The following is a 23,186-nucleotide window of genomic DNA, read 5'->3' on the forward strand; positions in this document are numbered from 1 at the left end:
GTCCAAGTCTTGAAGCCCCATCTGGCTTCCCTCAATGAGGGGAGTGGGGCGTAAGGGAAGAGATGCCTCGTCGTCGCGTAGTCGCCAAGCGGAAGATTCTCCCGGATCCGAAGTTCCAGGACCGGCTCGTCACCAAGTTCGTCAACGACCTGATGCGCAAGGGTAAGAAGTCCATCGCGGAGGGCGTGTGCTACGGCGCCTTCGCCCTCATGGAGGAGCGCGCGAAGGAAGACCCCCTCAAGACCTTCAAGAAGGCCCTGGACAACGTCAAGCCGGTGCTTGAGGTCAAGAGCCGTCGTGTCGGTGGCGCCACGTACCAGGTGCCCGTGGAGGTCCGTCAGGATCGCCGCGTCGCGCTGGGCATGCGCTGGATCATCTCCTACGCCAAGGCGCGTGGTGAGAAGACCATGCAGGAGAAGCTGGCCGGCGAGATCCTGGACGCCGCCAACAACCGCGGCAACGCGGTGAAGAAGCGTGAAGACACGCACAAGATGGCGGAGGCGAACAAGGCCTTCGCGCATTACCGCTGGTAGGTCCCGTCAGGGGCTTCGCGGTCGCCGCCCGGATGCGCTGCCAGCGTCCGGGCGGTTTTGTTTGTCAGCACGGCACGTTCTCTGAGATGTCCGATCGGTCGGTGGAGAGGGCCGCTTCCGGTTCCTCCCGCCTCCCTGGAAGGAACTGACTCATGGCCCGCGAGTTCCCCCTCGAGCGCTACCGCAACATCGGCATCATGGCGCACATTGATGCCGGCAAGACGACCACCACCGAGCGGATCCTGTTCTACACAGGCGCCATCCACAAGATGGGCGAGGTGCATGAAGGCACCACGACCACGGACTGGATGGTGCAGGAGCGCGAGCGTGGCATCACCATCACGTCCGCGGCCATCAGCGCCTTCTGGGAGCGCGAGGGCCACAACTACCGCGTGAACATCATCGACACGCCTGGGCACGTGGACTTCACCATCGAGGTGGAGCGCTCGCTGCGCGTGCTTGATGGCGCCATCGCGGTGTTCGACGCGGTGAACGGTGTGGAGCCGCAGTCGGAGACGGTGTGGCGTCAGGCGGACCGCTACAAGGTCCCCCGCATCTGCTTCATCAACAAGATGGACCGCGTGGGCGCGGACTTCGAGATGTCCGTCGGCACCATCCGCGAGAAGCTGGGTGCGCGTCCCGTGCGCATGCAGCTGCCGCTGGGCGCCGAGGACAAGCTCAAGGGCGTCATCGACCTTGTGCGCATGAAGGCGCTCGTCTTCCAGGAGCAGGAGCAGGGCAGCCACATCGACATCGTGGAGATTCCCGAGGAATTCCAGGCTGCGGCGGAGGCCGCGCGCGCGGAGCTGCTGGAGGCCGCGGCGGAACAGGACGACGCGCTCACGGAGAAGTTCCTCGAGGGCCAGGAGCTGACCGAGGCGGAGGTCCGCCGAGCCATCCGCAAGGGCTGCGTGGGCCTGAAGCTGTTCCCTGTGTTCTGCGGCTCGGCGTTCCGTCACAAGGGCGTGCAGCCGCTGTTGGACGCGGTGGTGGACTACCTGCCCAGCCCGCTGGACGTCCCACCGATCCAGGGCAAGACGCCCAAGGGTGAGGACGCGGTGCGCGAGACGCGCGACGATGCGCCCTTCAGCGCGCTGGCGTTCAAGATCATGAACGACCCGTCCTTCTCCTCGCAGACGCTGACGTTCCTGCGCGTCTACTCGGGGAAGCTGGAGGCGGGCACCGCGGTGTGGAACTCCGTGAAGGGCAAGCGCGAGCGCGTCAGCCGGCTCGTGCAGATGCGCGCGGACAAGAAGGACGAACTCACCGAGTGCTACGCCGGTGACATCTGCGCCGTGGTCGGCCTGAAGCTCGCGACGACGGGCGACACGCTCTGCGACGACAAGCAGCAGATCGTGCTGGAGCGGATGGAGTTCCCCGAGCCGGTCATCGACATCGCCATCGAGCCGAAGTCCACCGCCGACCAGGACAAGATCATCCAGTCCCTGCAGCGGCTGGCGATGGAGGACCCGTCCTTCCGCGTGCGCACCAACGAGGAAACGGGCCAGACGCTCATCGCCGGCATGGGCGAGTTGCACCTGGAGATCATCGTCGACCGGCTCCTGCGCGAGTTCAAGGTCGACGCGAACATCGGCAAGCCCCAGGTGGCCTACCGCGAGACCGTGACGACGACGCAGACGGCGGAGGGCAAGTACATCCGCCAGGCGGGCGGCAAGGGGCAGTACGGCCACATCTGGCTGCGCGTGTCCCCCAACGAGCCCGGCAAGGGCTTCGAGTTCATCAACAGCATCACCGGCGGCGCCGTGTCCAAGGAGTTCGTGGCCGCCGCGCGCGACGGCGCCCGGGAGGCCATGCAGAACGGCCCCGTGGCGGGCTACCCCATGGTGGACGTGAAGGTGGAGGCCTACGACGGCTCCACGCACGACGTGGACTCATCGGAGATGGCGTTCAAGATCGCCGGCTCCCTGGCCTTCAAGGACGCGGTCCGCGCGGCCCATCCGGTGTTGCTGGAGCCCATCATGGCCACGGAGGTCCTCACCCCGGAGGCGTCCATGGGCGACGTCATCGGCGACCTGAACGGCCGGCGCGGGAAGATCCTGGGGATGACGCCCAGGCCCGGCGGAGTGCAGGCCATCCAGGCGGAGGTGCCCCTGGCGGCCATGTTCGGCTACTCGACCGACCTGCGCAGCAAGAGCCAGGGAAGGGCGACGTACAGCATGCAGTTCAAGCACTACGCGGCGGCGCCCAAGTCAGCGCTCAACCGTTGATGCCCCGCCCGCTGGGGAAGCCGCCGGGCGAATTGTATTGACGTTCCAGCGGCTTTGAAGCACACGCAGCACCGCTCGGGAGTTCTCCCAAAGTTCCAGACCGCCGGGGTTGCACCGGTGCCGTCGTGAGGAGTGGTTCATGTCCAAGGAAAAGTTCGATCGCAGCCTGCCCCACGTGAACATCGGAACGATTGGGCACGTGGACCACGGCAAGACGTCGCTGACGGCCGCCATCACGAAGGTGCTCGCCAAGTCCGGTGGCGCCACGTTCATGGCGTACGACCAGATTGACAAGGCGCCGGAAGAGCGGGAGCGCGGCATCACCATCTCCACGGCGCACGTGGAGTACAAGACGAAGAACCGCCACTACGCGCACGTCGACTGTCCGGGACACGCGGACTACGTGAAGAACATGATCACGGGCGCGGCGCAGATGGACGGCGCCATCCTGGTGGTCTCCGCGGCGGATGGCCCGATGCCGCAGACGCGTGAGCACATCCTCCTGGCGCGCCAGGTCGGCGTGCCCTACATCGTCGTCTTCCTGAACAAGGTGGACCTGCTGGACGACCCCGAGCTGCGCGAGCTCGTGGAGATGGAAGTCCGGGACCTGCTCAAGAAGTACGAGTTCCCCGGCGACAGCATCCCCATCGTCCCCGGCTCGGCGGTCAAGGCGCTCGAGGGTGACATGAGCGAGATTGGCGAGCCGGCCATCCTGAAGCTGATGGAGGCGGTGGACAGCTACATCCCGACGCCGGTGCGCGCGACGGACAAGCCCTTCCTGATGCCGGTGGAAGACGTGTTTTCCATCGCCGGCCGTGGTACGGTGGCGACGGGTCGCGTCGAGCGCGGCATCATCAAGGTCGGCGAGGAAGTCGAAGTCGTGGGCCTCCGCGCGACGCAGAAGACGGTCGTGACGGGCGTGGAGATGTTCCGCAAGCTGCTGGACGAGGGCCGCGCGGGCGACAACATCGGCGCGCTGGTCCGCGGCCTCAAGCGTGAGGACATGGAGCGTGGCCAGGTGCTGGCGAAGCCGGGCTCCATCACGCCGCACACCAAGTTCAAGGCGCAGATCTACGTGCTGTCGAAGGAAGAGGGTGGGCGCCACACCCCGTTCTTCAAGGGTTACCGCCCCCAGTTCTACTTCCGCACCACGGACGTGACGGGCACGGTGAAGCTGCCGGAGAACGTCGAGATGGTGATGCCGGGCGACAACATCGCGATCGAGGTGGAGCTCATCACCCCGGTGGCGATGGACAAGGAGCTGCGGTTCGCCATTCGTGAGGGCGGCCGCACGGTGGGCGCGGGCGTCGTGGCGGAAATCATCGCGTAGCACTCAGGCCACCAGGCTCTCCGGAAGGCCCAGCAGGGCGCTCCCGGAGAGCAGGTGGGAATCCAGTTGCAACCCACGGGGTGTGGTGGTACACACCGCGCCCCTTCGTTCCGAAGAAACGGTTCTCTGAAATCCAGGCGTTGACGGGCGTACCGCCTCTCGGTTCAGAGGTCGTTCAAAGAGGTTCTTTCGAATGGCGACACAGAAGATCCGCATCCGGTTGAAGGCGTACGACTCGAAGCTCCTGGACCAGAGTGCTGGGGAGATCGTCGAGACGGCCAAGCGCACGGGCGCCAAGGTGGCCGGTCCGATCCCCCTGCCGACGCGCATCAACAAGTTCACCGTGCTGCGGTCGCCGCACGTGGACAAGAAGAGCCGCGAGCAGTTCGAGATCCGCACGCACAAGCGCCTGCTCGATATCCTTGAGCCGACCCAGCAGACGCTGGATGCGCTGATGAAGCTGGATCTGTCTGCCGGCGTTGACGTCGAGATCAAGTCCTAGGAAGCGGGATGGCGTCGGAGTGGTTTCACTCTGACCCCCGAGGAAAGTGCCATGGCGAAGTTTGACGTAGTCGACCTGGATTTGAAGAAGGTTTCGGAGATCGAACTCTCCGACGATATCTTCGGTGCCGAGCAGAACGCCCACCTGTTCTACGAGGTGGCGAAGATGCAGCAGATCAACCGGCGCCGGGGTACGGTCGGGGTGAAGAACACCTCGCTCGTCAGCGGCGGCGGCAAGAAGCCCTGGAAGCAGAAGGGCACCGGCCGGGCCCGTCAGGGTTCCATCCGCGCTTCCCACTGGGTGGGCGGCGGCAAGGCGATGGCCCCCAAGGCGCGTGACTACTTCTACCGTCCGCCGCGCAAGGTTCGTCGGGGGGCGCTGCGCGCCGTCCTGTCCCTGCGCGCCAAGGAGAAGCAGCTCATCATCCTGGACGGCTTCAAGCTGGATGCCCCGAAGTCCAAGCAGGCCTTCGAGGTCCTCACCCGCCGTCTGAAGCTCCAGAACGCGCTGGTCATCGACGAGCGCGGCAACACCAACCTGCACCGCAGCGTGCGTAACCTGGCGAAGTTCGACGTGCTGCCGCCCGAGGGTCTCAACCTCGAGTCAGTGCTCAAGCACTCGCACCTCGTCCTGACTTCTGCGGCCGCGAAGGCGCTTGAGGGGTCCCTGTCATGAATCTGAACGACGTCATCAAGGGCCCGCTCATCACGGAGAAGCTGGACAAGGCCCGCGAGAAGTTCCGCCAGTACTCGTTCATCGTGGACCGCAAGGCCACGAAGCACGACGTGTCCCGCGCGGTGCAGGCCCTGTTCAAGGTCACGGTCGAGGGTGTCAACACCAACATCGTGCGCGGCAAGACGAAGCGGGTGGGCAAGAGCATCGGCCAGCGCCCCAACTTCAAGAAGGCGGTCGTCACCCTCAAGGAAGGTGACAAGATCGAACTCTTCGAGGGGGGGGCGGTCTGACGCCACTGGCGACAGATCAGCCTGAGACGAGGAACACACCATGGGCATCAAGAAGTACAAGCCGACCAGCGCCGCCCGCCGTCTGATGACGGTGTCCGACTTCGCGGACATCACCAAGGACTCGCCCGAGAAGGCCCTCACCGAGCCGCTGAAGCGCTCGGGTGGCCGCAACGTTCACGGGCACATCACCCGTCGTCACCAGGGTGGCGGTCACAAGCGTCGTTACCGCACCATCGACTTCAAGCGTCGGGACAAGGACGGCGTGCCGGCCAAGGTCGTCGCCGTCGAATACGACCCGAACCGCACCGCGAACATCGCCCTCCTGCACTACGCGGACGGCGAGAAGCGCTACATCCTGGCCCCCGTCGGCCTGAGCGTGGGCGACACCGTCTTCGCCGGCGCCTCTTCCGACATCCGGCCTGGCAACAGCCTCCCGCTGCAGAACATCCCGGTGGGCACGGTCATCCACAACGTGGAGCTGAAGCCGGGCCGTGGCGCCCAGGTCATCCGCTCCGCGGGCACTTCCGGCCAGTTGATGGCGAAGGAAGAGCGCTACGCCCAGGTCCGCATGCCGTCGGGCGCAGTGCGCAAGGTACTCATCGAGTGCCGAGCCACCGTGGGCCAGGTGGGCAACATCGAGCACGAAATCATTCGCATCGGCAAGGCGGGTAAGAGCCGCTGGCTGGGCATCCGTCCCACCGTCCGCGGTCTGGCGATGAACCCCGTTGACCACCCGCACGGTGGTGGCGAAGGCAAGTCCGGCCAGGGTAATCCGCACCCGGTGTCTCCGTGGGGCAAGAAGACCAAGGGCCTCACCACGCGCACCAACAAGCGCACCGACAAATTCATCGTGAGCGGCCGCCGTCAGGGCGCGCGCAGCCAGTAAGAGGATTTGAAACATGGCTCGTTCGATCAAGAAGGGTCCGTTCGTTGATGATCACCTCCTCAAGAAGATCGAGGGGATGATCGCGGCGAACAAGAAGGCGGTCGTCAAGACCTGGTCCCGGCGCTCCACGATTCTCCCTGAGTTCGTGGGTCACACCTTCGCCGTGCACAACGGCAAGAAGTTCATTCCGGTGTTCGTCACGGAGAACATGGTGGGCCACAAGCTCGGCGAGTTCGCCCCGACGCGTACCTTCGGTGGCCACTCGGCGGAGAAGAAGGTCGCCAAGGCCCCGGGCAAGTAGCCCGTTCGTTCGCCTGAGAGCCTGAGGAGATGACCATGGAGTCGACTGCACATCTGCGTCACCTGCGCATGAGCCCGCGCAAGCTGTCCCTCGTCGCGGCGCTCATCCGGGGCAAGCCTGTTGAGGCTGCCCTGAACATCCTGAAGTTCACCCCGCGCGCTGCTGCTCGGCCGGTGGAGAAGCTCATCAAGAGCGCCGTCGCTAACGCGACGGATCTGTCCAAGGGGCAGGTCGACGTGGATACCCTCTACGTCAAGACCATCTCCGTGGATCAGGCCGCCACCCAGCGCCGGTTCATGCCGCGCGCCATGGGGCGCGCGACGCCCATCCAGAAGAAGTCCGCCCACGTCCACGTCGTGTTGGCAGACGCCAAGAAGTAGGACCCGTCGGGCCCTGCCCGGACGCACCAAGGAGAATCAGTTTGGGACAGAAAGTACATCCGATCGGGTTCCGGCTCGGCGTCATCAAGACCTGGGACTCCAAGTGGTTCGAGCACAAGAACTACGCCCAGTGGCTCCACGAGGACATTCGCATCCGCGAGTTCGTGAAGAAGTCACTGAATCACGCGGGCGTCTCCAAGGTGGAGATTGAGCGCGCCGCCAACAAGGTGAAGGTCAACGTCCACACCGCTCGGCCGGGTATCGTCATCGGCAAGCGCGGTGCGGGTATCGAGACCGTCAAGAAGGACCTGCAGCAGTTCACCAAGAACGAGGTCTTCCTGAACATCGTCGAGGTCCGCAAGGCCGAGACGGACGCGCAGCTGGTGGCGGAGAACATCGCCACGCAGCTCGAGCGCCGCATTGCCTTCCGCCGCGCCATGAAGAAGGCGTTGCAGACGGCGATGAAGTTCGGGGCCAAGGGCATCCGCATCGCCTGCTCGGGTCGCCTGGGTGGCGCCGAAATGGCGCGCTACGAGTGGTACCGCGAGGGCCGCGTGCCCCTGCATACCCTTCGTGCGGACATCGACTTCGGCTTCGCCGAGGCCAAGACGACCTACGGCAAGATTGGCTGCAAGGTCTGGATCTGCAAGGGCGAGGTCCTCCCGGGTAAGGGCGGCCAGGCCCCCCTGCCCACCAACCGGTAAGACGCCCTCCGCGGGGCGGGTTGAAAGACCCGCCCTGCCCGTGAGGCACGAAGGACAGCGACGATGCTTCAGCCTGCTCGAACCAAATACCGAAAGATGCAGAAGGGCCGCATGGGCGGCGCGGCCCACCGGGGCAGCGACCTCACGTATGGTGAGTTCGGCCTGGTGAGCCTCCAGCCGGGCTGGATCACCTCGCGACAGATCGAGGCGGCCCGTATCGCGATGACCCGCCACGTGAAGCGCGGCGGCAAGATCTGGATCCGGATCTTCCCGGACAAGCCCATCACGAAGAAGCCCGCCGAAACCCGAATGGGTACCGGCAAGGGTGGCGTGGAGTACTACGTCGCGGTGGTCAAGCCGGGTCGCGTCCTCTATGAGATGGAGGGCATGACGAACGAGATCGCCAGAGGGGCGCTGAAGCTGGCGCAGGCGAAGCTGCCGCTGCTCACCAAGATCGTGCAGCGCAAGGACCTCTCGCTGTAGTCACGCACCGCGGCGGGCGTTCCCTCCTCGTAACAGAGAGGGCGTCCGCATCGCGCCGAGGAGACAAGATGGCGACTGCGAAGGAATTGAAGGACCTGTCGACGGACGACCTGCAGAATCGCGCGAAGGAGCTGCGCGACACGCTGGTCCAGGATCGACTGAAGCGCCGGACCGGCTCGCTGGACAGCCCTGCAGAGGGCGTGCAGCATCGCAAGGATCTGGCCCGCATCCTCACCGTCCTGGGCGAGAAGGCCCGGGCCGCGAAGGCGGGGTAGTTGTAGCAGTGCATCCGTGATGGCGTCCGGGCTCACCCGGACGCCCGCGGCCATCCGGGCAGAGGGCCCGGGTGCATGACAGACAGTGAGAACCAACATGGCTGAAGCGACCGAAACGCCCGCTGCCGAGACCTCCACCCGGGGTCGTCCCAAGACCCGCGTGGGCATCGTCACCTCCAACAAGATGCAGAAGACGGTGGTCGTCACCGTCCAGCGCCGCGCTCCCCACCCGAAGTACGGGAAGATCATGAGCCTGCGCGAGAAGTACAAGGCGCACGTCGAGGATCACGACTACCCGAAGAAGATCACCATCAACGAGGGTGATCGGGTGCGCATCGCCGAGACCAAGCCCGCTTCGAAGGACAAGCGTTGGCGCGTGGTCGAGGTGTTGGAGAAGAGCAAGAACGTCTAGGTAGGCCACACCGGGTTCGCACGCCATGAAGCGGGCGACCTGGTTCGAGCAAGAGGAGACTTCACATGATTCAGATGCAGAGTGTGCTCGATGTGGCCGACAATTCGGGCGCCAAGAAGGTGTTTTGCATCAAGGTTCTCGGCGGCTCCAAGCGCAAGTACGCCTCCATCGGCGACGTGATTGTCGTGTCGATCCGTGAGGCGCTGCCCAACTCCAAGGTGAAGAAGGGTGACGTGGCCAAGGCCGTCATCGTCCGCACCCGTCGCGAGGTGGGTCGTGCGGATGGCAGCTACATCAAGTTCGACGGCAACTCGGCGGTCCTCATCAACAAGGACCTGGAGCCCATCGGGACGCGCATCTTTGGGCCGGTCGCCCGTGAGCTGCGTGCCCGCAAGTTCATGAAGATCATCTCGCTGGCGCCCGAGGTCCTCTAAGAGGACGCAGGCCGGACGGCGAACAGCCAGAGTGAGGAAGCCATGCAGAAGCTGAAAGTCGGTGACACGATCCAGGTCATCTCCGGGTCCGAGCGCTCGGAGAAGACGCCGGCGACGAAGCGCGGCAAGGTGCTGAAGGTCGACCGGGAGGCGGGCCGCGTGACGGTCGAAGGCCTGCGCCTGGTCAAGCGCCACATGCGCAAGACGCCGCAGAGCCCCGAGGGCGGCATCATCGAGAAGCCGGGTACCATCGCGCTCTCGAACGTCCAGGTGGTGTGCGCCAAGTGTGACAAGCCGACCCGCGTCGGCATCCGCAAGGAGGGAGAAGCCTCCAAGCGGTTCTGCAAGCAGTGTGACGCCCTGATTGACTAGGGGTCCGTGTTCGGGCATGTATGCGCGCCCCTTGCCCCACCTCTCGGTGGGGCAGGCGGGCGTGCACGTCTGGAGGGCTGAAATTGTCGAGCCCTCCAGGTGTTTCCAAGTTCCAGAAGAAGGACTGATCGGGCGCGCTGGGTACAGAACGGCGTTCCGAAGCAGAGGACTAAAAAATGGCTGACGAGAAGAAGGCCGAACCGAAGGAAAAGAAGGAAAAGAAGCGCGGACGCAAGGAAGAAGCCAAGAAGGTCGGCTTCGCCGCGAACATCGAGGAGGGTCTGAAGGCCCGCTCGGCGCGTCTGAAGGACCGCTTCCGCAAGGAAGGCGTTCCGTCGCTGATGAAGGAGCTGGGGCTCAACAACCCCATGGAAGTGCCGCGGCTGGAGAAGATCGTCGTCAACATGGGTCTGGGCGAGGCGCTTGCCAACAACAAGATCCTGGAGTCGGCGGTGGACCAGCTTGCCGCCATCACCGGTCAGAAGCCGGTCGTGACGCGCGCGCGCAAGTCCATCGCGAACTTCAAGCTGCGCCAGGGCCAGGCCATCGGTGCTGCGGTTACGCTGCGTGGCGACCGTATGTTCGAGTTCATGGACCGCTTGATCTCCGTCGCGCTGCCGCGCGTGCGTGACTTCAAGGGCGTGTCCCCGAAGGCCTTCGACGGGAAGGGCAACTACACGCTCGGAGTGCGCGAGCAGATCATCTTCCCGGAAATCAACTACGATCAGATCGAGAAGGTGAAGGGGCTCAACATCAGCTTCGTCACCACCGCCCCGAACGACGAGCAGGGACTGGCGCTGATGCGTCACTTCGGCATGCCGTTCCGTCAGTAGGACCGAGTTCAGGACTCCCATCGATCATGGCCAAGCTCTCCAAGATTGCCCAGGCGAAGCGCAAGCTGAAGTTCCCCGTGCGTCAGTACAACCGCTGTGGTCTCTGCGGTCGTCCTCGCGCCTTCCTGCGCAAGTTCAAGATGTGCCGTATCTGCCTGCGCCACCGTGCGCTGCGCGGCGAGATCACCGGCGTCACCAAGTCGTCCTGGTAGGCGCTGGACCCGTGGTGCAAACCCTGCCCTGAAGAGGGTAGGGTGGCGCACCGCTGAAGCAGAAGAGCAGTGGCAGTCATCGCGAACCCCCGGGATGGGCCCGGCAGGCGTGGTGGTTGCGATCGCGGAGTCGCCCTGAAGGGGACACCGCTTCGGAAGGTGTTTCATGCCGGTCAATGATCCCGTTGGCGACATGCTGACCCGCCTGCGCAATGCTTCGCGCGCGCGGCACGACAAGGTCGTCATCCCCCACTCGAAGCTCAAGGTCGAAGTCATCAAGGTCCTCAAGGACGAGGGCTACATCGGTGATTTCACCATCCACGAGCTCGCGCCGCAGAGCGAGATCTCCGTCCAGCTGAAGTACGGCCCGGACCGCAGCCCGGCCATCACCGGCATCCACCGCGTGTCGAAGCCCGGTCTGCGCCGTTACGTGGCGGTCCGCGAGATCCCGCAGGTGCTGGGAGGCATGGGCATTTCCATCCTCTCCACGTCGCGCGGCATCCTGGTGGACACCGAGGCCCGGAAGCAGAAGGTCGGCGGCGAGTTGCTCTGCAAGGTCTACTAGCCAGGAGTCTGGGTGTAGCGCCCCGCGAGGAGCGCGCCCCAGGCGACCCCAGCACGAGGCAATCATGAGTCGGATTGGAAAACTGGCGATCAAGCTTGGCGACAAGACGAAGGTCAATGTCGCCAACCAGCAGGTCAACTTCGAAGGCCCCAAGGGCAAGCTGTCCGTCAAGCTCCCCGCCAAGGTGAAGGTGGAGGTGAAGGACGGCCAGGTGACGGTGCAGCGCGAGGATGATTCTCGCGAGGCCCGCAGCCTTCACGGTCTGACGCGCACCATCCTCGCCAATGCGGCGAAGGGTGTGTCGACGGGCTTTGAGAGGCGCCTGGACATCCGTGGCGTCGGTTTCCGCGCGGAAGTGAAGGGCAAGGCCATCCACTTCTCGCTCGGCTATTCGCACCCGGTGGTCTTCAACCTGCCGGAAGGTGTGACGGCTGAAGTCGACAAGGCTTCGCGTACCGAGGACAGTCTTCCCACGGTGGGGCTGACGCTCCGCTCGGCGGACAAGGAAGCCCTGGGCGCCACGGCGGTCAACATCCGCTCGCTGCGTCCGCCAGAGCCCTACAAGGGCAAGGGCATCAAGTACTCCGAGGAGCGCATCCGTCGCAAGGAGGGCAAGACCGGTACGACGTAGTCGTCGCGCCGTCTTCGCCAATAGTTCAACCCTGCCGGGCCCTGGGGCCAGGCGGAATCATCCGGCGGCGGAAGGCCGCATCGCCGCCGGACGGAAAAGGAAGCAGCCATGTCCAAGGTCGATCAGCGTCTCAAGAGGAAGAACCGCATCCGCAAGAAGCTCTCGGGTACCACCGAGCGCCCGCGGCTTACGGTGTACAAGAGCCTCAAGCACATCTACGCGCAGGTGGTTGATGACTCCACCGGCCGCACGCTGGCGTATGCTTCGTCCCTGTCCAAGGAGCTGAAGGGCAAGGACGAGGGCGACAAGAAGTCCGACGCCAAGCGGGTGGGTTCCCTCATCGCGGAGAAGTGCAAGGCCGCCAACGTCGACGCGGTGGTTTTCGACCGCAACGGCTTCCCCTACCATGGGCGCATCGCTGCCGTGGCCGACGCCGCGCGCGAAGCCGGCCTGAAGTTCTAGGTACCAGAAAGGAATTCCTCAAGTGGCAACTCCGATCAATCCGAACGATCTGGACCTGACCGACCGCGTGGTGAACATCAACCGCGTGGCCAAGGTGGTGAAGGGTGGCCGTCGTTTCTCGTTCGCCGCGCTCGTCGTGGTGGGCGATGGCAACGGACACGTGGGCGTCGGCCTGGGCAAGGCCAACGAAGTCCCCGAAGCCATCCGCAAGGGCGGCGAGAACGCGAAGAAGAATCTGTTCCGCGTTCCGCGCATGGGTCACACCATTCCGCACGAGATCCTGGGGCACTTCGGTGCCGGCTGGGTGCTCTTGAAGCCGGCCAGCGAAGGTACGGGCGTCATCGCCGGTGGCGCGGTGCGTGCGGTCCTCGAGGCGGCGGGCATCCGCAACATCCTGACGAAGAGCCAGGGTTCGCGGAATCCGCACAACGTGCTGAAGGCCACCGTGGCGGGCCTGAAGCTGCTGCGCAGCGCGGAGCAGGTCGCGCGGCTGCGTGGCAAGGACGTCGAAACCCAGAAGCTCGCGGGCGAGGCGAGGGGCTAGTCATGGCGCTCAAGGTTAAGCTGACGAAGAGCTTCTCGGGTTCTTCCGAGGACATGCTGGCCACCATCAAGGGCCTCGGTCTGAAGAAGTTCGGTGACGAGCGGCTGTTGAAGGACACCCCGGCGGTTCGCGGCATGGTGTTCAAGGTGAAGCATCTGGTCTCCCTGGAGACGGTCAGCCAGGAGGCCCCGGCGCCCAAGCGCCGCAAGCCCCGGAAGATTGTCGCCCGGGACCGCGCCCTGGAGCACCTGGCCGCCAAGGCCAAGGCCTGAGGAACGAGGATCCAATCATGAGCATCCTGACAAACCTGAAGCGTCCCGAGGGCTCCTGGCACCGCAAGAAGCGCGTCGGTCGCGGCCAGGGTAGCGGCCTTGGCAAGACGGCAGGCCGCGGTGGCAAGGGCCAGAAGGCCCGCTCCGGCAACATGCGGTTCGAAGGCTTCGAAGGCGGTCAGAGCCCGCTGCAGCGTCGCCTTCCGAAGTTCGGCTTCAACCCGCCCAATCGCACCGTGTACGCGGTGGTGAACCTGGGTGACCTGGAGCACGTGTTCGACGCTGGCACGACGGTGGACGAGGCCGCGCTGAAGCAGGCGGGCTTGGTCAAGGGCCGTTATGATGGCGTGAAGGTTCTGGCCCACGGGGAGCTCGCCAAGAAGCTCACCGTGCGCGTGAACAAGGTGTCCGCGGCGGCTCGCGAGAACATCGAGAAGGCCGGTGGCTCCGTGGAAGAGCTGCCGCTGGTGGCGCACAAGCCTGAGTCGGCCGCCAAGGCCCACTCTGGCAAGGGCGTCAAGGCCCCTCGCCAGCCCCGGGCGTAGGCGTGACCGGCGCGCATCACAGTGATGTGGTGCGCGCCTTCAGCCTTGTGTAGGCTTCCGCGCCCCTTTCCGGAACCGGAGAGGGGCGTTTGTTGTTGCTGGCAGAACCTCTTGAAGAGGATGGCTTTCCCGTGGCCCTGAACGCCTTCGCCAATGTCTTCCGCATCGCGGAGCTGCGCAGCCGGCTTGCGTACACGCTCGTGCTGCTGTCCGTCTATCGCATCGGCATCTTCATCAACACGCCGGGCGTGGACCGCTCTGCGATGAACGCGTTCATGGACGCCCAGAAGCAACAGGGCGGCCTGGTGTCGCTGTTCAATCTCTTCTCCGGCGGCGCGCTGGAGCAGATGTCCATCTTCGGTCTGGGCATCATGCCGTACGTCAGCGCCTCCATCATCATCCAGCTGCTGGCGGTGGTCGTGCCCAGCCTGGAGCGGCTCCAGAAGGAAGGCGCCGCGGGCCGGCAGAAGATCAATCAGTACACGCGCTACGGAACCATCGTGCTGTCCATCGTGCAGGGCGTGGGCATTTCGCGGTGGCTGGCCTCGCTGGGGCGCTCTGACTCGGGGCAGAGCGGCTTCAACCAGGTGGTGGTGCCCAACGACAACCTCTGGTTCACCTTCATGACGGTCGTCAGCCTCACGGCGGGCACGGCCTTCATCATGTGGTTGGGCGAGCGCATCACCGAGCGCGGAATCGGCAACGGCATCTCGCTCATCATCTTCGCGGGCATCGTGGCCCGAGTGCTCCCTGGCGCGAAGCAGCTGCTGGACCTGACGACTCAGGAAGTGGTCAACATCGCGGCGGTGCTGGGCCTGTTGTTCTTCATGCTGATCATCATCGGCGTGGTGGTGTACGTGGAGCGCGGCATGCGGCGGGTGCCCATCCAGTACGCCAAGCGCATGGCCGGGCGGCGGATGTTCGCGGGGCAGGCGACGTACTTCCCCATGAAGGTGAATGCCTCGGGTGTGATTCCCCCCATCTTCGCCGGCGCGGTGCTGTCGTTCCCAGCGACGCTGGGGGCCTGGTTCCCCTTCCTGCAGGGCTTCCAGCGCAGCATTGAAGGCAACCTCTGGGTCTACAACGGCCTGTTCGTGCTGATGGTGGTGTTCTTCTCCTACTTCTATACGGCGCTCACGTTCCGGCCGGATGATGTCGCGGACAACATCAAGAAGCAGGGTGGATACATCCCCGGCATCCGCCCGGGTCGCCAGACGGCGGAGTTCATCGAGCGCGTGCTCAACCGGCTCACGTTCGGTGGCGCGATCTACCTGGCCATCATCTGCGTGATTCCGACCGTCATCAGCAGCGTGTTGGGTGTTCAGTTCACGTTCGGTGGCACGGCCCTTCTCATCGTGGTGGGCGTGGCGCTGGACACGGTGCAGCAGATCGAGGGTCACCTCATCAGTCGCAACTACGAAGGCTTCGCTGGTCCGCGCGGTCCGCGCATCCGTGGTCGGGTTCGCGTGGCGGCCTGACGGCTGGCGGTTGTGTTCCAGGCGCCTCTCTCCAGTGGTGGGGAGGGGCGCCTCGTCGTTCAAGGATGGACGCTGGTGCAAAGGAGCGACATGAACCTCATCCTGTTGGGGCCGCCGAACGCCGGGAAGGGAACCCAGGCGAAGAAGCTCTACGCGGACTTCCACATCCCGCAGATCTCCACCGGGGACATCCTGCGCAAGGCCGTGAAGGATGGCACGGCGCTGGGCAAGGTGGCCGGACCCCTGATGGCCGCGGGCCAGTACGTGCCGGACGATGTCGTCATCGGCATCGTGGAAGAGCGATTGAAGGAGCCGGACGTGGCCAAGGGCTTCGTGCTCGACGGCTTCCCGCGCACCCCGGGGCAGGCGGATGCCCTGGACCAGATGCTGGCGCGGCTGGGCCGGCAGCTGGACGCGGTTGTGTCCCTGGAGGTTCCACACTCCACGCTCGTCGAGCGCGGCTCCGGCCGGCGCGTGTGCCCCAATGACGGGTCCGTGTACCACGTCACCCAGAACCCGCCGAAGCGCGCGGGCCTCTGTGACAAGTGCAGCTCGGAGCTCGTCCAGCGCGAGGACGACACTCCCGAGGTCATCGAGCGTCGTCTGAAGAAGTACGACGCGGAGACCTCTCCGTTGAAGGCCTTCTACGACAAGAAGGGTCTGCTCAAGAGCGTGGATGGCGTCGGGTCTCCCGAAGGCATCTACGAAGAAATCAAGAAGGCAGCAGGTCGTCCTTCCTGAGCAGCGGCCAGGCAGCGGGGCGGTGGGCTGGCATGAGCCGGACTGTCGCTCCTCCGTCCACGGGTTCCCGGAGGCAGGGCGCCGGTGGGGAAGAAGGCGCACGAACCCGATGGAGATCAAGAGCGCCGGTGACATCGCCCTGATGCGGGAAGCGGGGCGGATCGTCCGTGAGATCCTGGACGAATTGGAGAAGGCCGTGGCGCCCGGTGTGTCCACGTGGGAACTGGATGCCCTGGCCGAGCAGTTGATCGCCAAGAAGGGCGCCAGGTCGGCGTTCAAGGGCTACCACGGCTTCCCGGGCGTCCTCTGCGCCTCCGTGAACCAGGAGGTGGTTCACGGCATCCCCAACCGGAAGCGCAGGCTGGTGGCCGGGGACCTGATGAAGCTGGACTTCGGGGTGGTGTACCGGGGCTTTTTCGGAGACTCGGCGCGGACGGTTCCCGTGGGGAAGGTGACGCCCGAGGCCCAGGCCCTGGTGGACGCGACCCGTCAGTCCCTGGAGAAGGCCATCCAGGTGATGCAGGTGGGCAACCGGATTGGCGACATCGGGCATGCGGTGCAGAGCCACGTGGAGGCCCGGGGTTTTTCGGTGGTACAGGATTTCGTGGGCCATGGGATTGGCCGGAAGCTCCACGAGCCGCCGCAGGTGCCCAACTACGGGCAGGCGGGCTCGGGGATGAAGCTGCGGGCGGGGATGGTCCTGGCGGTGGAGCCGATGGTGAACCAGGGAACGGCCGACGTGGAGGTCCTGGAGGACGAGTGGACGGCCGTCACGGTGGATGGGAAGTTGTCCGCCCACTTCGAGCACACCATCCTCATCTCGGAGCGGGGACCGGAAGTTCTGACCCGCTGATCCTGCGGGACCCCCGGACCGGGGGTGAAATAGGGTGATGTCAGAGGGTGTTGATAGAGGTCCCAGTTTCGAATCGCGCGGTGCTTGCTACTTACGGACCAAAGTGTTATCCCGCCGCGCTTCCAGAAGGTTCGTGGTCCGGGAAGAAGGTTGACGCTTGCCGAAGGATGATTCCATCGAAGTCGAGGGGACCGTCATGGAACCCCTACCGAACGCGATGTTCCGCGTGGTGCTGGACAACGGCCACAAGGTGCTCGCGCACATCTCGGGTAAGATGCGGATGCACTTCATCCGCATCCTTCCGGGCGACAAGGTGAAGGTCGAGTTGTCTCCGTATGACCTGACCCGCGGACGCATCACGTACCGGGCCAAGTAATTCGCGCCGGCCGCCTGTGCGGACCGGCTGTTGTGTTTTCTCCGTTGAAGGAAGGAAGTTCGCTCCAATGAAGGTTCGGGCGTCCGTCAAGAAGATCTGCGACAAGTGCAAGGTTGTCCGCCGCAAGGGCATCGTGCGCGTCATCTGCGCTTCCAACCCCCGGCACAAGCAGCGCCAGGGCTAACAGTCCCTCAGGGACTGTTGGCCTCAGACCAACTCCACAACAAGGAAGACCGAAGATGGCTCGTATCGCCGGCATCGATCTGCCGCCCAACAAGCGCGCGGTGATCTCGCTCCAGTACATCTACGGGATCGGTAACAAGACCGCGCACGACATCATCGAAGCGGCGGGCATCGATCTCACCACCCGGACCAAGGACCTCACCGAAGAGCAGGCTCGAAAGATCCGCGAGATCATCGAAGCCAGCTACAAGGTCGAGGGTGACCTCCGGCGTGAGGTGACCATGAACATCAAGCGGCTCATGGACCTGGGATGCTACCGGGGTCTGCGTCACCGCAAGGGTCTTCCGGTCCGTGGCCAGCGCACCCACACCAATGCGCGTACCCGCAAGGGTCCCAAGCGCGGCATCGTTCGCGCGAAGCCGGCCGCTCCGGCCCGCTAAACCCTCTGGCGCCCGCTGCCTCCTTTCGTGAGGCGCGGGCGTTGATCACCTACTCCCAGGAGCAGCGATTCACATGGCTGACGAGATCAATACCGCCGCCGCGCCGGCCGGTGCCGAGGGCGGCGAGGCCCCTGCGGCGAAGAAGAACAAGCGCAAGGGCAAGAAGAACATCCTCAACGGCGTGGTCCACATCCAGTCCACGTTCAACAACACCATCATCACGATCACGGACGTGTCCGGGAACGTGATCTCCTGGTCGTCGGCCGGGGCCCGCGGCTTCAAGGGCAGCCGCAAGTCCACGCCGTTCGCGGCGCAGGTTGCCGCTGGCGACGCCGCCGCGAAGGCGATGGAGCACGGCCTCAAGACCGTGACGGTGTTCGTGAAGGGTCCGGGCGCGGGTCGTGAGTCGGCGCTGCGCGCGCTGGCCGCCGCTGGCCTGAAGATCAGCCTCATCCGCGACGTGACGCCCATTCCGCACAACGGCTGCCGTCAGCCCAAGCGCCGCCGCGTCTAATCACTGCTTCGGGCCAGGCTCGCGTTCTCGCGAGCCGGCTCCAGACCATCTGCAAGGAGAATTTCCGTGGCCCGTTACACCGCGAGCGCCTGCCGTATCTGCCGGCGTGAGAACCTGAAGATGTACCTGAAGGGCGACCGTTGCTACACGGACAAGTGCGCCATTGAGCGCCGCCCCTATCCCCCCGGTCAGCACGGCCAGGGCCGCGTGAAGTTCTCCGGCTACGGCGTGCAGCTGCGCGAGAAGCAGAAGGTCAAGCGCATGTACGGCCTGCTCGAGAACCAGTTCCGCGGGTACTACCACCGCGCGTCCGCGGCCAAGGGCAAGACGGGTGAGAACCTGTTGCAGCAGCTGGAGCTGCGCCTGGACAACGTGGTGTTCCGCATGGGCTTCGCGGACACGCGCAACGAGGCGCGCCAACTGGTGCGTCACGGTCACTTCCAGGTCAACGGTCGCCGGGTGAACATCCCGTCGTTCTCCGTGAAGCCGGGCAGCACCGTGGAGGTGGTGGAGAAGAGCCGCAAGGTGCTCCGCATCTCCGAGGCGCTGGAGACCGTGGACCGCCGTGGCACGCCGCAGTGGATCGACCTGGACAAGAAGGCGTTCAAGGGCACGGTGAAGACGGTTCCGAACCGTGAAGACCTGACGATGCCCATCCAGGAGCAGCTCATCGTCGAGTTGTACTCGAAGTAGTTTGGGTGCTGGGCCCGCTTCAACGGGCCCCTCCCGCAGTGGACGCCCTGGCCGACGAGGCCGGGGCGTTGTTGCTTTGGAACGTCCGGAATGCGCGTCCTGCGCGCGCCGGGCGGCGCCGTTACGCAGTCCCCGCGTGCCCGTCCTCCCGTCACTTCGGCGGGGAGGTTGGTGATGGCGCACGCTCCCAGGAGCAGTCCCCATGGCCGATACGTTTGTCGCGAAGAACTGGCGTGACCTCATCAAGCCGCGCCGCATGGAAGTGGATCAGGACTCGCTGAGCCCCACGTACGGGAAGTTCGTGGCGGAGCCGCTGGAGCGCGGCTTTGGGACGACGCTGGGCAACTCGCTGCGGCGGGTGCTGCTGTCGTCGCTGCAGGGCGCGGCCATCACGTCCGTGAAGATTGAAGGCGTGGACCACGAGTTCACGACCATCCCCGAGGTGGCCGAGGACGTCACGGACGTCGTGTTGAACCTGAAGGAGGTCCTCCTCCGGATGCACACGAACGAGCCGAAGACGCTGCGCATCGAGGTGGAGGGGCCCAAGGAAGTGAAGGCGGGCGACCTCATCGCGGACCAGGACGTGGAGATCCTCAACCCGGGTCACCACATCTGCACCGTGTCCGAGGGTGGCAAGGTGCGCATGGAGCTCTCCTGCCGCCGGGGCCGTGGCTACGTCGCCGCGTCCACCAACAAGGTGGCGGGCGCGCCCATCGGGACCATCCCCATCGACTCGCTCTTCTCGCCCATCCGCAAGGTGAACTACCAGGTCACCAACGCGCGCGTCGGTCAGGTCACGGACTTCGACAAGCTGTCGCTCGAAGTGTGGACGGACGGCTCCGTGGTCCCCCAGGACGCGGTGGCCTACGCGGCGAAGATCATCAAGGAGCAGCTCACGGTGTTCGTGAACTTCGACGAGACCGAAGAGCCGGTCGTCGCCGAGGCGCCCAAGGAAGAGGCGAAGCTCAACGAGAACCTGTTCCGCTCGGTGGACGAGCTGGAGCTGTCGGTCCGTTCGGCCAACTGCCTGCAGCAGGCGAACATCAAGTCCATCGGTGATCTGGTCCAGCGCACCGAGGCGGAGATGCTCAAGACGAAGAACTTCGGCCGCAAGTCCTTGAAGGAGATCAAGGAGATCCTCGCGGAGATGGGTCTGTCGCTGGGCATGAAGCTGGAGAACTGGCCGCCGAAGAACGCGCCGGCTCCCGCAGCCCCCAAGGCCTAGCCCTTCGTCGTTTCCCGTCGCCGCAGCACCTGCCCCGCCTCCCACCGACACGGCTTCACGGTGGCGCGGGGCAGGGGGCCCTGGTACACAGGGCCCGATTCAACGGACGTCCCAGGTGTCGGGGCCGTCCTTCCCACCCGGTACCTGACACGGCCGGAGTGGTGGGGTTCTCTAGAAGAGGCCCCGGAGCACGCGCATGCGCCACAAGGTCGGACAAAGGAAGCTGCACCGCACCACGAGCCACCGGCTCGCGATGCTCAACAACATGGTCACGTCGCTGCTGGAGCACGGTGCCATCCGCACCACCGTTCCCAAGGCGAAGGAAGTCCGGCCGCTGGCGGAGCGCATCATCACGCTCGCCAAGCGTGGCGGTCTGTCCAACGTGCGCCTCGCCGCGCGCACCGTGAAGGACCGCGTGGTCCTCCAGAAGGTGTTCAGCGAGTACAAGGAGCGTTACGCCTCCCGTCCCGGTGGCTACACCCGCATCATCCGCCTGGGCTTCCGCCGGGGCGATGCCGCGGAGATGGCCCTCATTGAGCTGGTGGACCGGCCCGCGAAGGCCCCGGCCGCCGCTGAGACGGAAGCCCCCGCCGAGACGAAGTCCGAGGGCTAGCCGCCCTTCGTCCCGCGCCCGGGTCTCTTCTTCGTGAGAGGCCTGGCCGGGGCTGAGACAGCACAAAGGGCGCCTTCCCGGCTTGGGAGGGCGCCCTTCGTGTTTCCAGGGGGCGGCGCGGGGCGGCTACTTCTTGGGGGCGCGCAGGCGCTCCCACTCGATTTTCAGGTCCTCGGTGAGGTCGGCCTGGTCGTCCGCGCTTCGCATCTTCAGGGACTGGAAGCGCAGGTCCGCCGGTGCGGTGGTGCCGCCCGCTCCCAGAAGCTGCCGGGGCGTGATGGTGACGAACGCCCCGGGCTGCACCTCCGCCACCGCCGCTCGGTACTGCTCGTTCACGGTGATGGTGACTTCGCGCCAGACGTCCTGGCTCTCATTCCAGATGGTGATGGAGGGCCGATCCAACTTGTCGCTGAGCACGATGCGCGCGTCCATGTCGCCCGTCGCCACGGTGCTTGCCGGGCAGGCGATGGCGAAGCTGGCCACGGACAACACCACCCAGCTGGCGACGATGCCGGCCTTGTATTTGAAGAAGCGGTCGCTCGCGCGGAAGTCCGCCAGCTGCTCCTTGAGGATGGAGAAGCCGTTGAGGACGACGTTGGAGGCCTCGGAGGCGACGCGCTTGCCTAGTGGGCCTTCGGCCTTCGCCTTGTCCAGGGGCTCCACGCGTGCGGCGCTCACGGCCCGCATGCCGGAGCTGGTGGCCGCACGGGGCTGGGCGCCGGATGGGGGCGACGTCCGGGTGGGCGGGGTGCTGGGGGGGGCGGGTTTGCGCGCGTCGCTCATCGGATGCCGGAGTGTAGAGGCGTCGGTGCGGTGGTGGCTACTGGCCCTTGAGCAGCTGCAGGGCGCGGCTGGCCACAGCGTTGTCGGGCTGGGTCTCCAGTACCTTGCCCAGCCAGCGCTCCGCCTCGGCCGTGGCCTTCTGGCGCTCCTGCGGGCCGCGCGCCTTCTGGGCCTCGTCGGTGTAGAGCAGGCCCAGGCGCAGGGCGAACTCGGTGTTCTCCGGATCCTTCTCCGCCACGTGCTTCAGCTCCCGCTGGGCGGCCGGGTAGTCCCCATCCAGTTGGTACACCAGCGCCAGCTTGCCCCGGGCGGGCACCGAGTTCGGCTCCAGCGTCACCGACACCTGGAAGGCACTCTTCGCCGCGGGCAGGTCGCGCGCGTCCAGGCTCAGGTCGCCCAGGCGGAACCACGCGAGCTCCAGCATCGGGTTGAGCACCACGGCCTTCTCGAAGGCGGCGCGGGCCGCGTCCGGCCGCTGACGCGACAGGTACAGCTCCCCCAGATAGAGCTGGTTCTTACCGTCCCTCGGGGCGCGCTCGATGGCCTGCTTGAACTCGTCCACGGCGCGGCCGGCGTCGTCCAGTCGCTGGTAGGCCAGTCCCAGGAGGGAATGCACCACGGCCAGGTCCGGGTAGTCGTGGAGGATCTCCTCGAAGGCGATGACGGCGTGCTGGGGCGCATCCAGCTCGTGCAGGAACCGCATGCCCTCCTCGAGCTTCGCCTCCGCGGCCTTGGGGAAGCCCTGGAAGGGGTCCGCCAACTGGTTCATCAGCGCTCGGGCGGTGGCGACCTCGCCGGGGGACGGGGTGCCGCGCACGACGGTGCCCAGGGCCTCCACGGCGCCCGCGGTGTCCCCGGTGCGGGCCAGGGCCTTGGCGAGCGGCAGCTTCCATCCCGCGCGCTCCGGGGCGAGCTCCACGGCCTTGCGCAGGGGGCCCAACGCCGCGACGTACTGCTCCGACTCCAGCCGCGCGACGCCCAGGCGGTAGTGGAATTCGGCGGTGGTGGGGGACAGGGTGATGGCGCGCTCGAAGGCGGCCACCGTGGGCTGGCCCGCGTCCTTCGCCCGGGAGAAGAGCGTCAGGCCCAGCATGTACTGGTCCGTCGCGCGCTCGTTCCGGGCGATGGCCTGGCGCAGCTCCTCCGCCCACGCGTCCGCGTGGCCCGCCTTCACCTGGGCTTCGGTGAGGGCCCGAGCCACGTCCACGTCGTCCGGCGTGCGCGCGTGCAGCTCGCGCAGGAGCGGGAGCGCCTTCTCTGGCTGGTTCTCATCCAGGTACGCGCGCGCCTGGGCCTGGGGCGCCAGCGCGGTCCCCGTGGCCTTGCCGTGGCCGCAGCCGGTGGCGAGCAGGCCCAGCCCGAGCAGGGCGACGCGGGTCCAGCGGTGCGAGCGGGGACGGTTCAGGGGCTTCACGTGC

The 23,186-nt window shown here is 65.7% G+C and carries 35 protein-coding genes; 33 read left to right on the plus strand and 2 right to left on the minus strand.

Annotated features, from left to right (window positions below):
* Nucleotides 1–62 precede the first annotated feature (62 nt).
* From rpsG to rplQ, 33 genes are all read left to right on the plus strand, one after another.
* Entirely contained in the window at nucleotides 63–533 is a 471-nt protein-coding gene (gene rpsG, locus OV208_RS10880) for a 30S ribosomal protein S7 (protein ID WP_120541788.1), read from the plus strand.
* 152 nt (nucleotides 534–685) lie between these two features.
* Nucleotides 686–2,761, plus strand: coding sequence for an elongation factor G (gene fusA / locus OV208_RS10885; protein WP_267573764.1), 2,076 nt, complete (start codon nucleotides 686–688; stop codon nucleotides 2,759–2,761).
* A 139-nt stretch (nucleotides 2,762–2,900) separates the two neighbouring features.
* The gene (gene tuf, locus OV208_RS10890; protein ID WP_267573766.1) at nucleotides 2,901–4,091 is read left to right on the plus strand and encodes an elongation factor Tu; all 1,191 of its coding nucleotides are present in this window, start codon (nucleotides 2,901–2,903) and stop codon (nucleotides 4,089–4,091) included.
* Nucleotides 4,092–4,284: 193 nt separating this feature from the next.
* Nucleotides 4,285–4,593, plus strand: coding sequence for a 30S ribosomal protein S10 (rpsJ, locus tag OV208_RS10895; protein ID WP_002633608.1), 309 nt, complete (start codon nucleotides 4,285–4,287; stop codon nucleotides 4,591–4,593).
* A gap of 51 nt (nucleotides 4,594–4,644) precedes the next feature.
* Nucleotides 4,645–5,268: a 50S ribosomal protein L4 gene (gene rplD, locus OV208_RS10900; RefSeq protein WP_120543254.1), complete on the plus strand. Its 624-nt coding sequence runs from the start codon at nucleotides 4,645–4,647 to the stop codon at nucleotides 5,266–5,268.
* Nucleotides 5,265–5,558 (plus strand): 50S ribosomal protein L23, encoded by a 294-nt coding sequence (locus tag OV208_RS10905; RefSeq protein ID WP_120532370.1) that lies wholly within the window; start codon nucleotides 5,265–5,267, stop codon nucleotides 5,556–5,558. The genes rplD and OV208_RS10905 overlap by 4 nt, the downstream gene beginning before the upstream one ends.
* 40 nt (nucleotides 5,559–5,598) lie before the next feature.
* Nucleotides 5,599–6,444 (plus strand): 50S ribosomal protein L2, encoded by an 846-nt coding sequence (gene rplB, locus OV208_RS10910; protein ID WP_120532369.1) that lies wholly within the window; start codon nucleotides 5,599–5,601, stop codon nucleotides 6,442–6,444.
* Nucleotides 6,445–6,457: 13 nt separating this feature from the next.
* Nucleotides 6,458–6,745, plus strand: coding sequence for a 30S ribosomal protein S19 (rpsS, locus tag OV208_RS10915; protein WP_014395864.1), 288 nt, complete (start codon nucleotides 6,458–6,460; stop codon nucleotides 6,743–6,745).
* Between the two features lie 35 nt (nucleotides 6,746–6,780).
* Entirely contained in the window at nucleotides 6,781–7,125 is a 345-nt protein-coding gene (rplV, locus tag OV208_RS10920; protein ID WP_120532368.1) for a 50S ribosomal protein L22, read from the plus strand.
* Nucleotides 7,126–7,166: 41 nt separating this feature from the next.
* The gene (gene rpsC / locus OV208_RS10925) at nucleotides 7,167–7,829 is read left to right on the plus strand and encodes a 30S ribosomal protein S3 (protein ID WP_120532367.1); all 663 of its coding nucleotides are present in this window, start codon (nucleotides 7,167–7,169) and stop codon (nucleotides 7,827–7,829) included.
* A gap of 63 nt (nucleotides 7,830–7,892) precedes the next feature.
* Entirely contained in the window at nucleotides 7,893–8,312 is a 420-nt protein-coding gene (gene rplP, locus OV208_RS10930; RefSeq protein ID WP_120543255.1) for a 50S ribosomal protein L16, read from the plus strand.
* Nucleotides 8,313–8,380: 68 nt separating this feature from the next.
* On the plus strand, nucleotides 8,381–8,587 hold the full coding sequence (rpmC, locus tag OV208_RS10935) for a 50S ribosomal protein L29 (protein WP_120612992.1): 207 nt from the start codon (nucleotides 8,381–8,383) through the stop codon (nucleotides 8,585–8,587).
* A 97-nt stretch (nucleotides 8,588–8,684) separates the two neighbouring features.
* Complete coding sequence (gene rpsQ, locus OV208_RS10940) at nucleotides 8,685–8,999, plus strand: 30S ribosomal protein S17 (RefSeq protein ID WP_120532364.1); 315 nt, start codon at nucleotides 8,685–8,687, stop codon at nucleotides 8,997–8,999.
* A gap of 65 nt (nucleotides 9,000–9,064) precedes the next feature.
* Complete coding sequence (gene rplN, locus OV208_RS10945) at nucleotides 9,065–9,433, plus strand: 50S ribosomal protein L14 (RefSeq protein WP_014395870.1); 369 nt, start codon at nucleotides 9,065–9,067, stop codon at nucleotides 9,431–9,433.
* A gap of 42 nt (nucleotides 9,434–9,475) precedes the next feature.
* Nucleotides 9,476–9,805 (plus strand): 50S ribosomal protein L24, encoded by a 330-nt coding sequence (rplX, locus tag OV208_RS10950; protein ID WP_120532363.1) that lies wholly within the window; start codon nucleotides 9,476–9,478, stop codon nucleotides 9,803–9,805.
* Nucleotides 9,806–9,981: 176 nt separating this feature from the next.
* Nucleotides 9,982–10,638, plus strand: a complete 657-nt coding sequence (rplE, locus tag OV208_RS10955; protein WP_267573770.1) for a 50S ribosomal protein L5 — start codon at nucleotides 9,982–9,984, stop codon at nucleotides 10,636–10,638.
* A 26-nt stretch (nucleotides 10,639–10,664) separates the two neighbouring features.
* Nucleotides 10,665–10,850 (plus strand): type Z 30S ribosomal protein S14, encoded by a 186-nt coding sequence (locus tag OV208_RS10960; protein WP_014395873.1) that lies wholly within the window; start codon nucleotides 10,665–10,667, stop codon nucleotides 10,848–10,850.
* 166 nt (nucleotides 10,851–11,016) lie between these two features.
* A complete protein-coding gene (gene rpsH, locus OV208_RS10965) occupies nucleotides 11,017–11,415 on the plus strand; it encodes a 30S ribosomal protein S8 (RefSeq protein ID WP_120543256.1) in 399 nt (132 codons plus the stop codon).
* Nucleotides 11,416–11,479: 64 nt separating this feature from the next.
* The gene (gene rplF, locus OV208_RS10970; RefSeq protein ID WP_120543257.1) at nucleotides 11,480–12,046 is read left to right on the plus strand and encodes a 50S ribosomal protein L6; all 567 of its coding nucleotides are present in this window, start codon (nucleotides 11,480–11,482) and stop codon (nucleotides 12,044–12,046) included.
* A 108-nt stretch (nucleotides 12,047–12,154) separates the two neighbouring features.
* Entirely contained in the window at nucleotides 12,155–12,508 is a 354-nt protein-coding gene (gene rplR, locus OV208_RS10975; protein WP_120532359.1) for a 50S ribosomal protein L18, read from the plus strand.
* 22 nt (nucleotides 12,509–12,530) lie between these two features.
* A complete protein-coding gene (gene rpsE / locus OV208_RS10980) occupies nucleotides 12,531–13,052 on the plus strand; it encodes a 30S ribosomal protein S5 (protein WP_014395877.1) in 522 nt (173 codons plus the stop codon).
* A gap of 2 nt (nucleotides 13,053–13,054) precedes the next feature.
* Entirely contained in the window at nucleotides 13,055–13,324 is a 270-nt protein-coding gene (gene rpmD / locus OV208_RS10985) for a 50S ribosomal protein L30 (protein WP_120543258.1), read from the plus strand.
* A gap of 17 nt (nucleotides 13,325–13,341) precedes the next feature.
* A complete protein-coding gene (gene rplO / locus OV208_RS10990; RefSeq protein WP_267573774.1) occupies nucleotides 13,342–13,869 on the plus strand; it encodes a 50S ribosomal protein L15 in 528 nt (175 codons plus the stop codon).
* Between the two features lie 131 nt (nucleotides 13,870–14,000).
* Nucleotides 14,001–15,347 (plus strand): preprotein translocase subunit SecY, encoded by a 1,347-nt coding sequence (gene secY, locus OV208_RS10995; RefSeq protein WP_267573775.1) that lies wholly within the window; start codon nucleotides 14,001–14,003, stop codon nucleotides 15,345–15,347.
* A 90-nt stretch (nucleotides 15,348–15,437) separates the two neighbouring features.
* Nucleotides 15,438–16,088, plus strand: coding sequence for an adenylate kinase (locus OV208_RS11000; protein ID WP_267573777.1), 651 nt, complete (start codon nucleotides 15,438–15,440; stop codon nucleotides 16,086–16,088).
* A 109-nt stretch (nucleotides 16,089–16,197) separates the two neighbouring features.
* Nucleotides 16,198–16,941, plus strand: coding sequence for a type I methionyl aminopeptidase (gene map, locus OV208_RS11005; RefSeq protein WP_267573779.1), 744 nt, complete (start codon nucleotides 16,198–16,200; stop codon nucleotides 16,939–16,941).
* Between the two features lie 157 nt (nucleotides 16,942–17,098).
* Nucleotides 17,099–17,317, plus strand: a complete 219-nt coding sequence (gene infA / locus OV208_RS11010) for a translation initiation factor IF-1 (protein WP_002614803.1) — start codon at nucleotides 17,099–17,101, stop codon at nucleotides 17,315–17,317.
* Nucleotides 17,318–17,384: 67 nt separating this feature from the next.
* Nucleotides 17,385–17,501: a 50S ribosomal protein L36 gene (gene rpmJ / locus OV208_RS11015; protein ID WP_002633586.1), complete on the plus strand. Its 117-nt coding sequence runs from the start codon at nucleotides 17,385–17,387 to the stop codon at nucleotides 17,499–17,501.
* A 55-nt stretch (nucleotides 17,502–17,556) separates the two neighbouring features.
* Nucleotides 17,557–17,940 (plus strand): 30S ribosomal protein S13, encoded by a 384-nt coding sequence (gene rpsM / locus OV208_RS11020; protein ID WP_120532354.1) that lies wholly within the window; start codon nucleotides 17,557–17,559, stop codon nucleotides 17,938–17,940.
* 73 nt (nucleotides 17,941–18,013) lie between these two features.
* Nucleotides 18,014–18,454, plus strand: coding sequence for a 30S ribosomal protein S11 (gene rpsK / locus OV208_RS11025; protein WP_120532353.1), 441 nt, complete (start codon nucleotides 18,014–18,016; stop codon nucleotides 18,452–18,454).
* Between the two features lie 66 nt (nucleotides 18,455–18,520).
* Entirely contained in the window at nucleotides 18,521–19,147 is a 627-nt protein-coding gene (gene rpsD / locus OV208_RS11030) for a 30S ribosomal protein S4 (RefSeq protein ID WP_120543263.1), read from the plus strand.
* Nucleotides 19,148–19,349: 202 nt separating this feature from the next.
* Entirely contained in the window at nucleotides 19,350–20,372 is a 1,023-nt protein-coding gene (locus OV208_RS11035; RefSeq protein WP_120543264.1) for a DNA-directed RNA polymerase subunit alpha, read from the plus strand.
* A 196-nt stretch (nucleotides 20,373–20,568) separates the two neighbouring features.
* Nucleotides 20,569–20,985, plus strand: coding sequence for a 50S ribosomal protein L17 (gene rplQ / locus OV208_RS11040; RefSeq protein ID WP_120543265.1), 417 nt, complete (start codon nucleotides 20,569–20,571; stop codon nucleotides 20,983–20,985).
* A 126-nt stretch (nucleotides 20,986–21,111) separates the two neighbouring features.
* Here the strand turns inward: rplQ and OV208_RS11045 are convergent, their stop codons facing one another.
* Both OV208_RS11045 and OV208_RS11050 read right to left on the minus strand, forming a co-directional pair.
* Complete coding sequence (locus OV208_RS11045) at nucleotides 21,112–21,672, minus strand: hypothetical protein (protein ID WP_267573783.1); 561 nt, start codon at nucleotides 21,670–21,672, stop codon at nucleotides 21,112–21,114.
* A 133-nt stretch (nucleotides 21,673–21,805) separates the two neighbouring features.
* A complete protein-coding gene (locus tag OV208_RS11050; protein WP_267573785.1) occupies nucleotides 21,806–23,182 on the minus strand; it encodes a tetratricopeptide repeat protein in 1,377 nt (458 codons plus the stop codon).
* Between the last annotated feature and the right edge of the window lie 4 nt (nucleotides 23,183–23,186).

This window comes from Corallococcus sp. bb12-1 (genome assembly GCF_026626765.1).
Taxonomy (GTDB): domain Bacteria; phylum Myxococcota; class Myxococcia; order Myxococcales; family Myxococcaceae; genus Corallococcus; species Corallococcus terminator.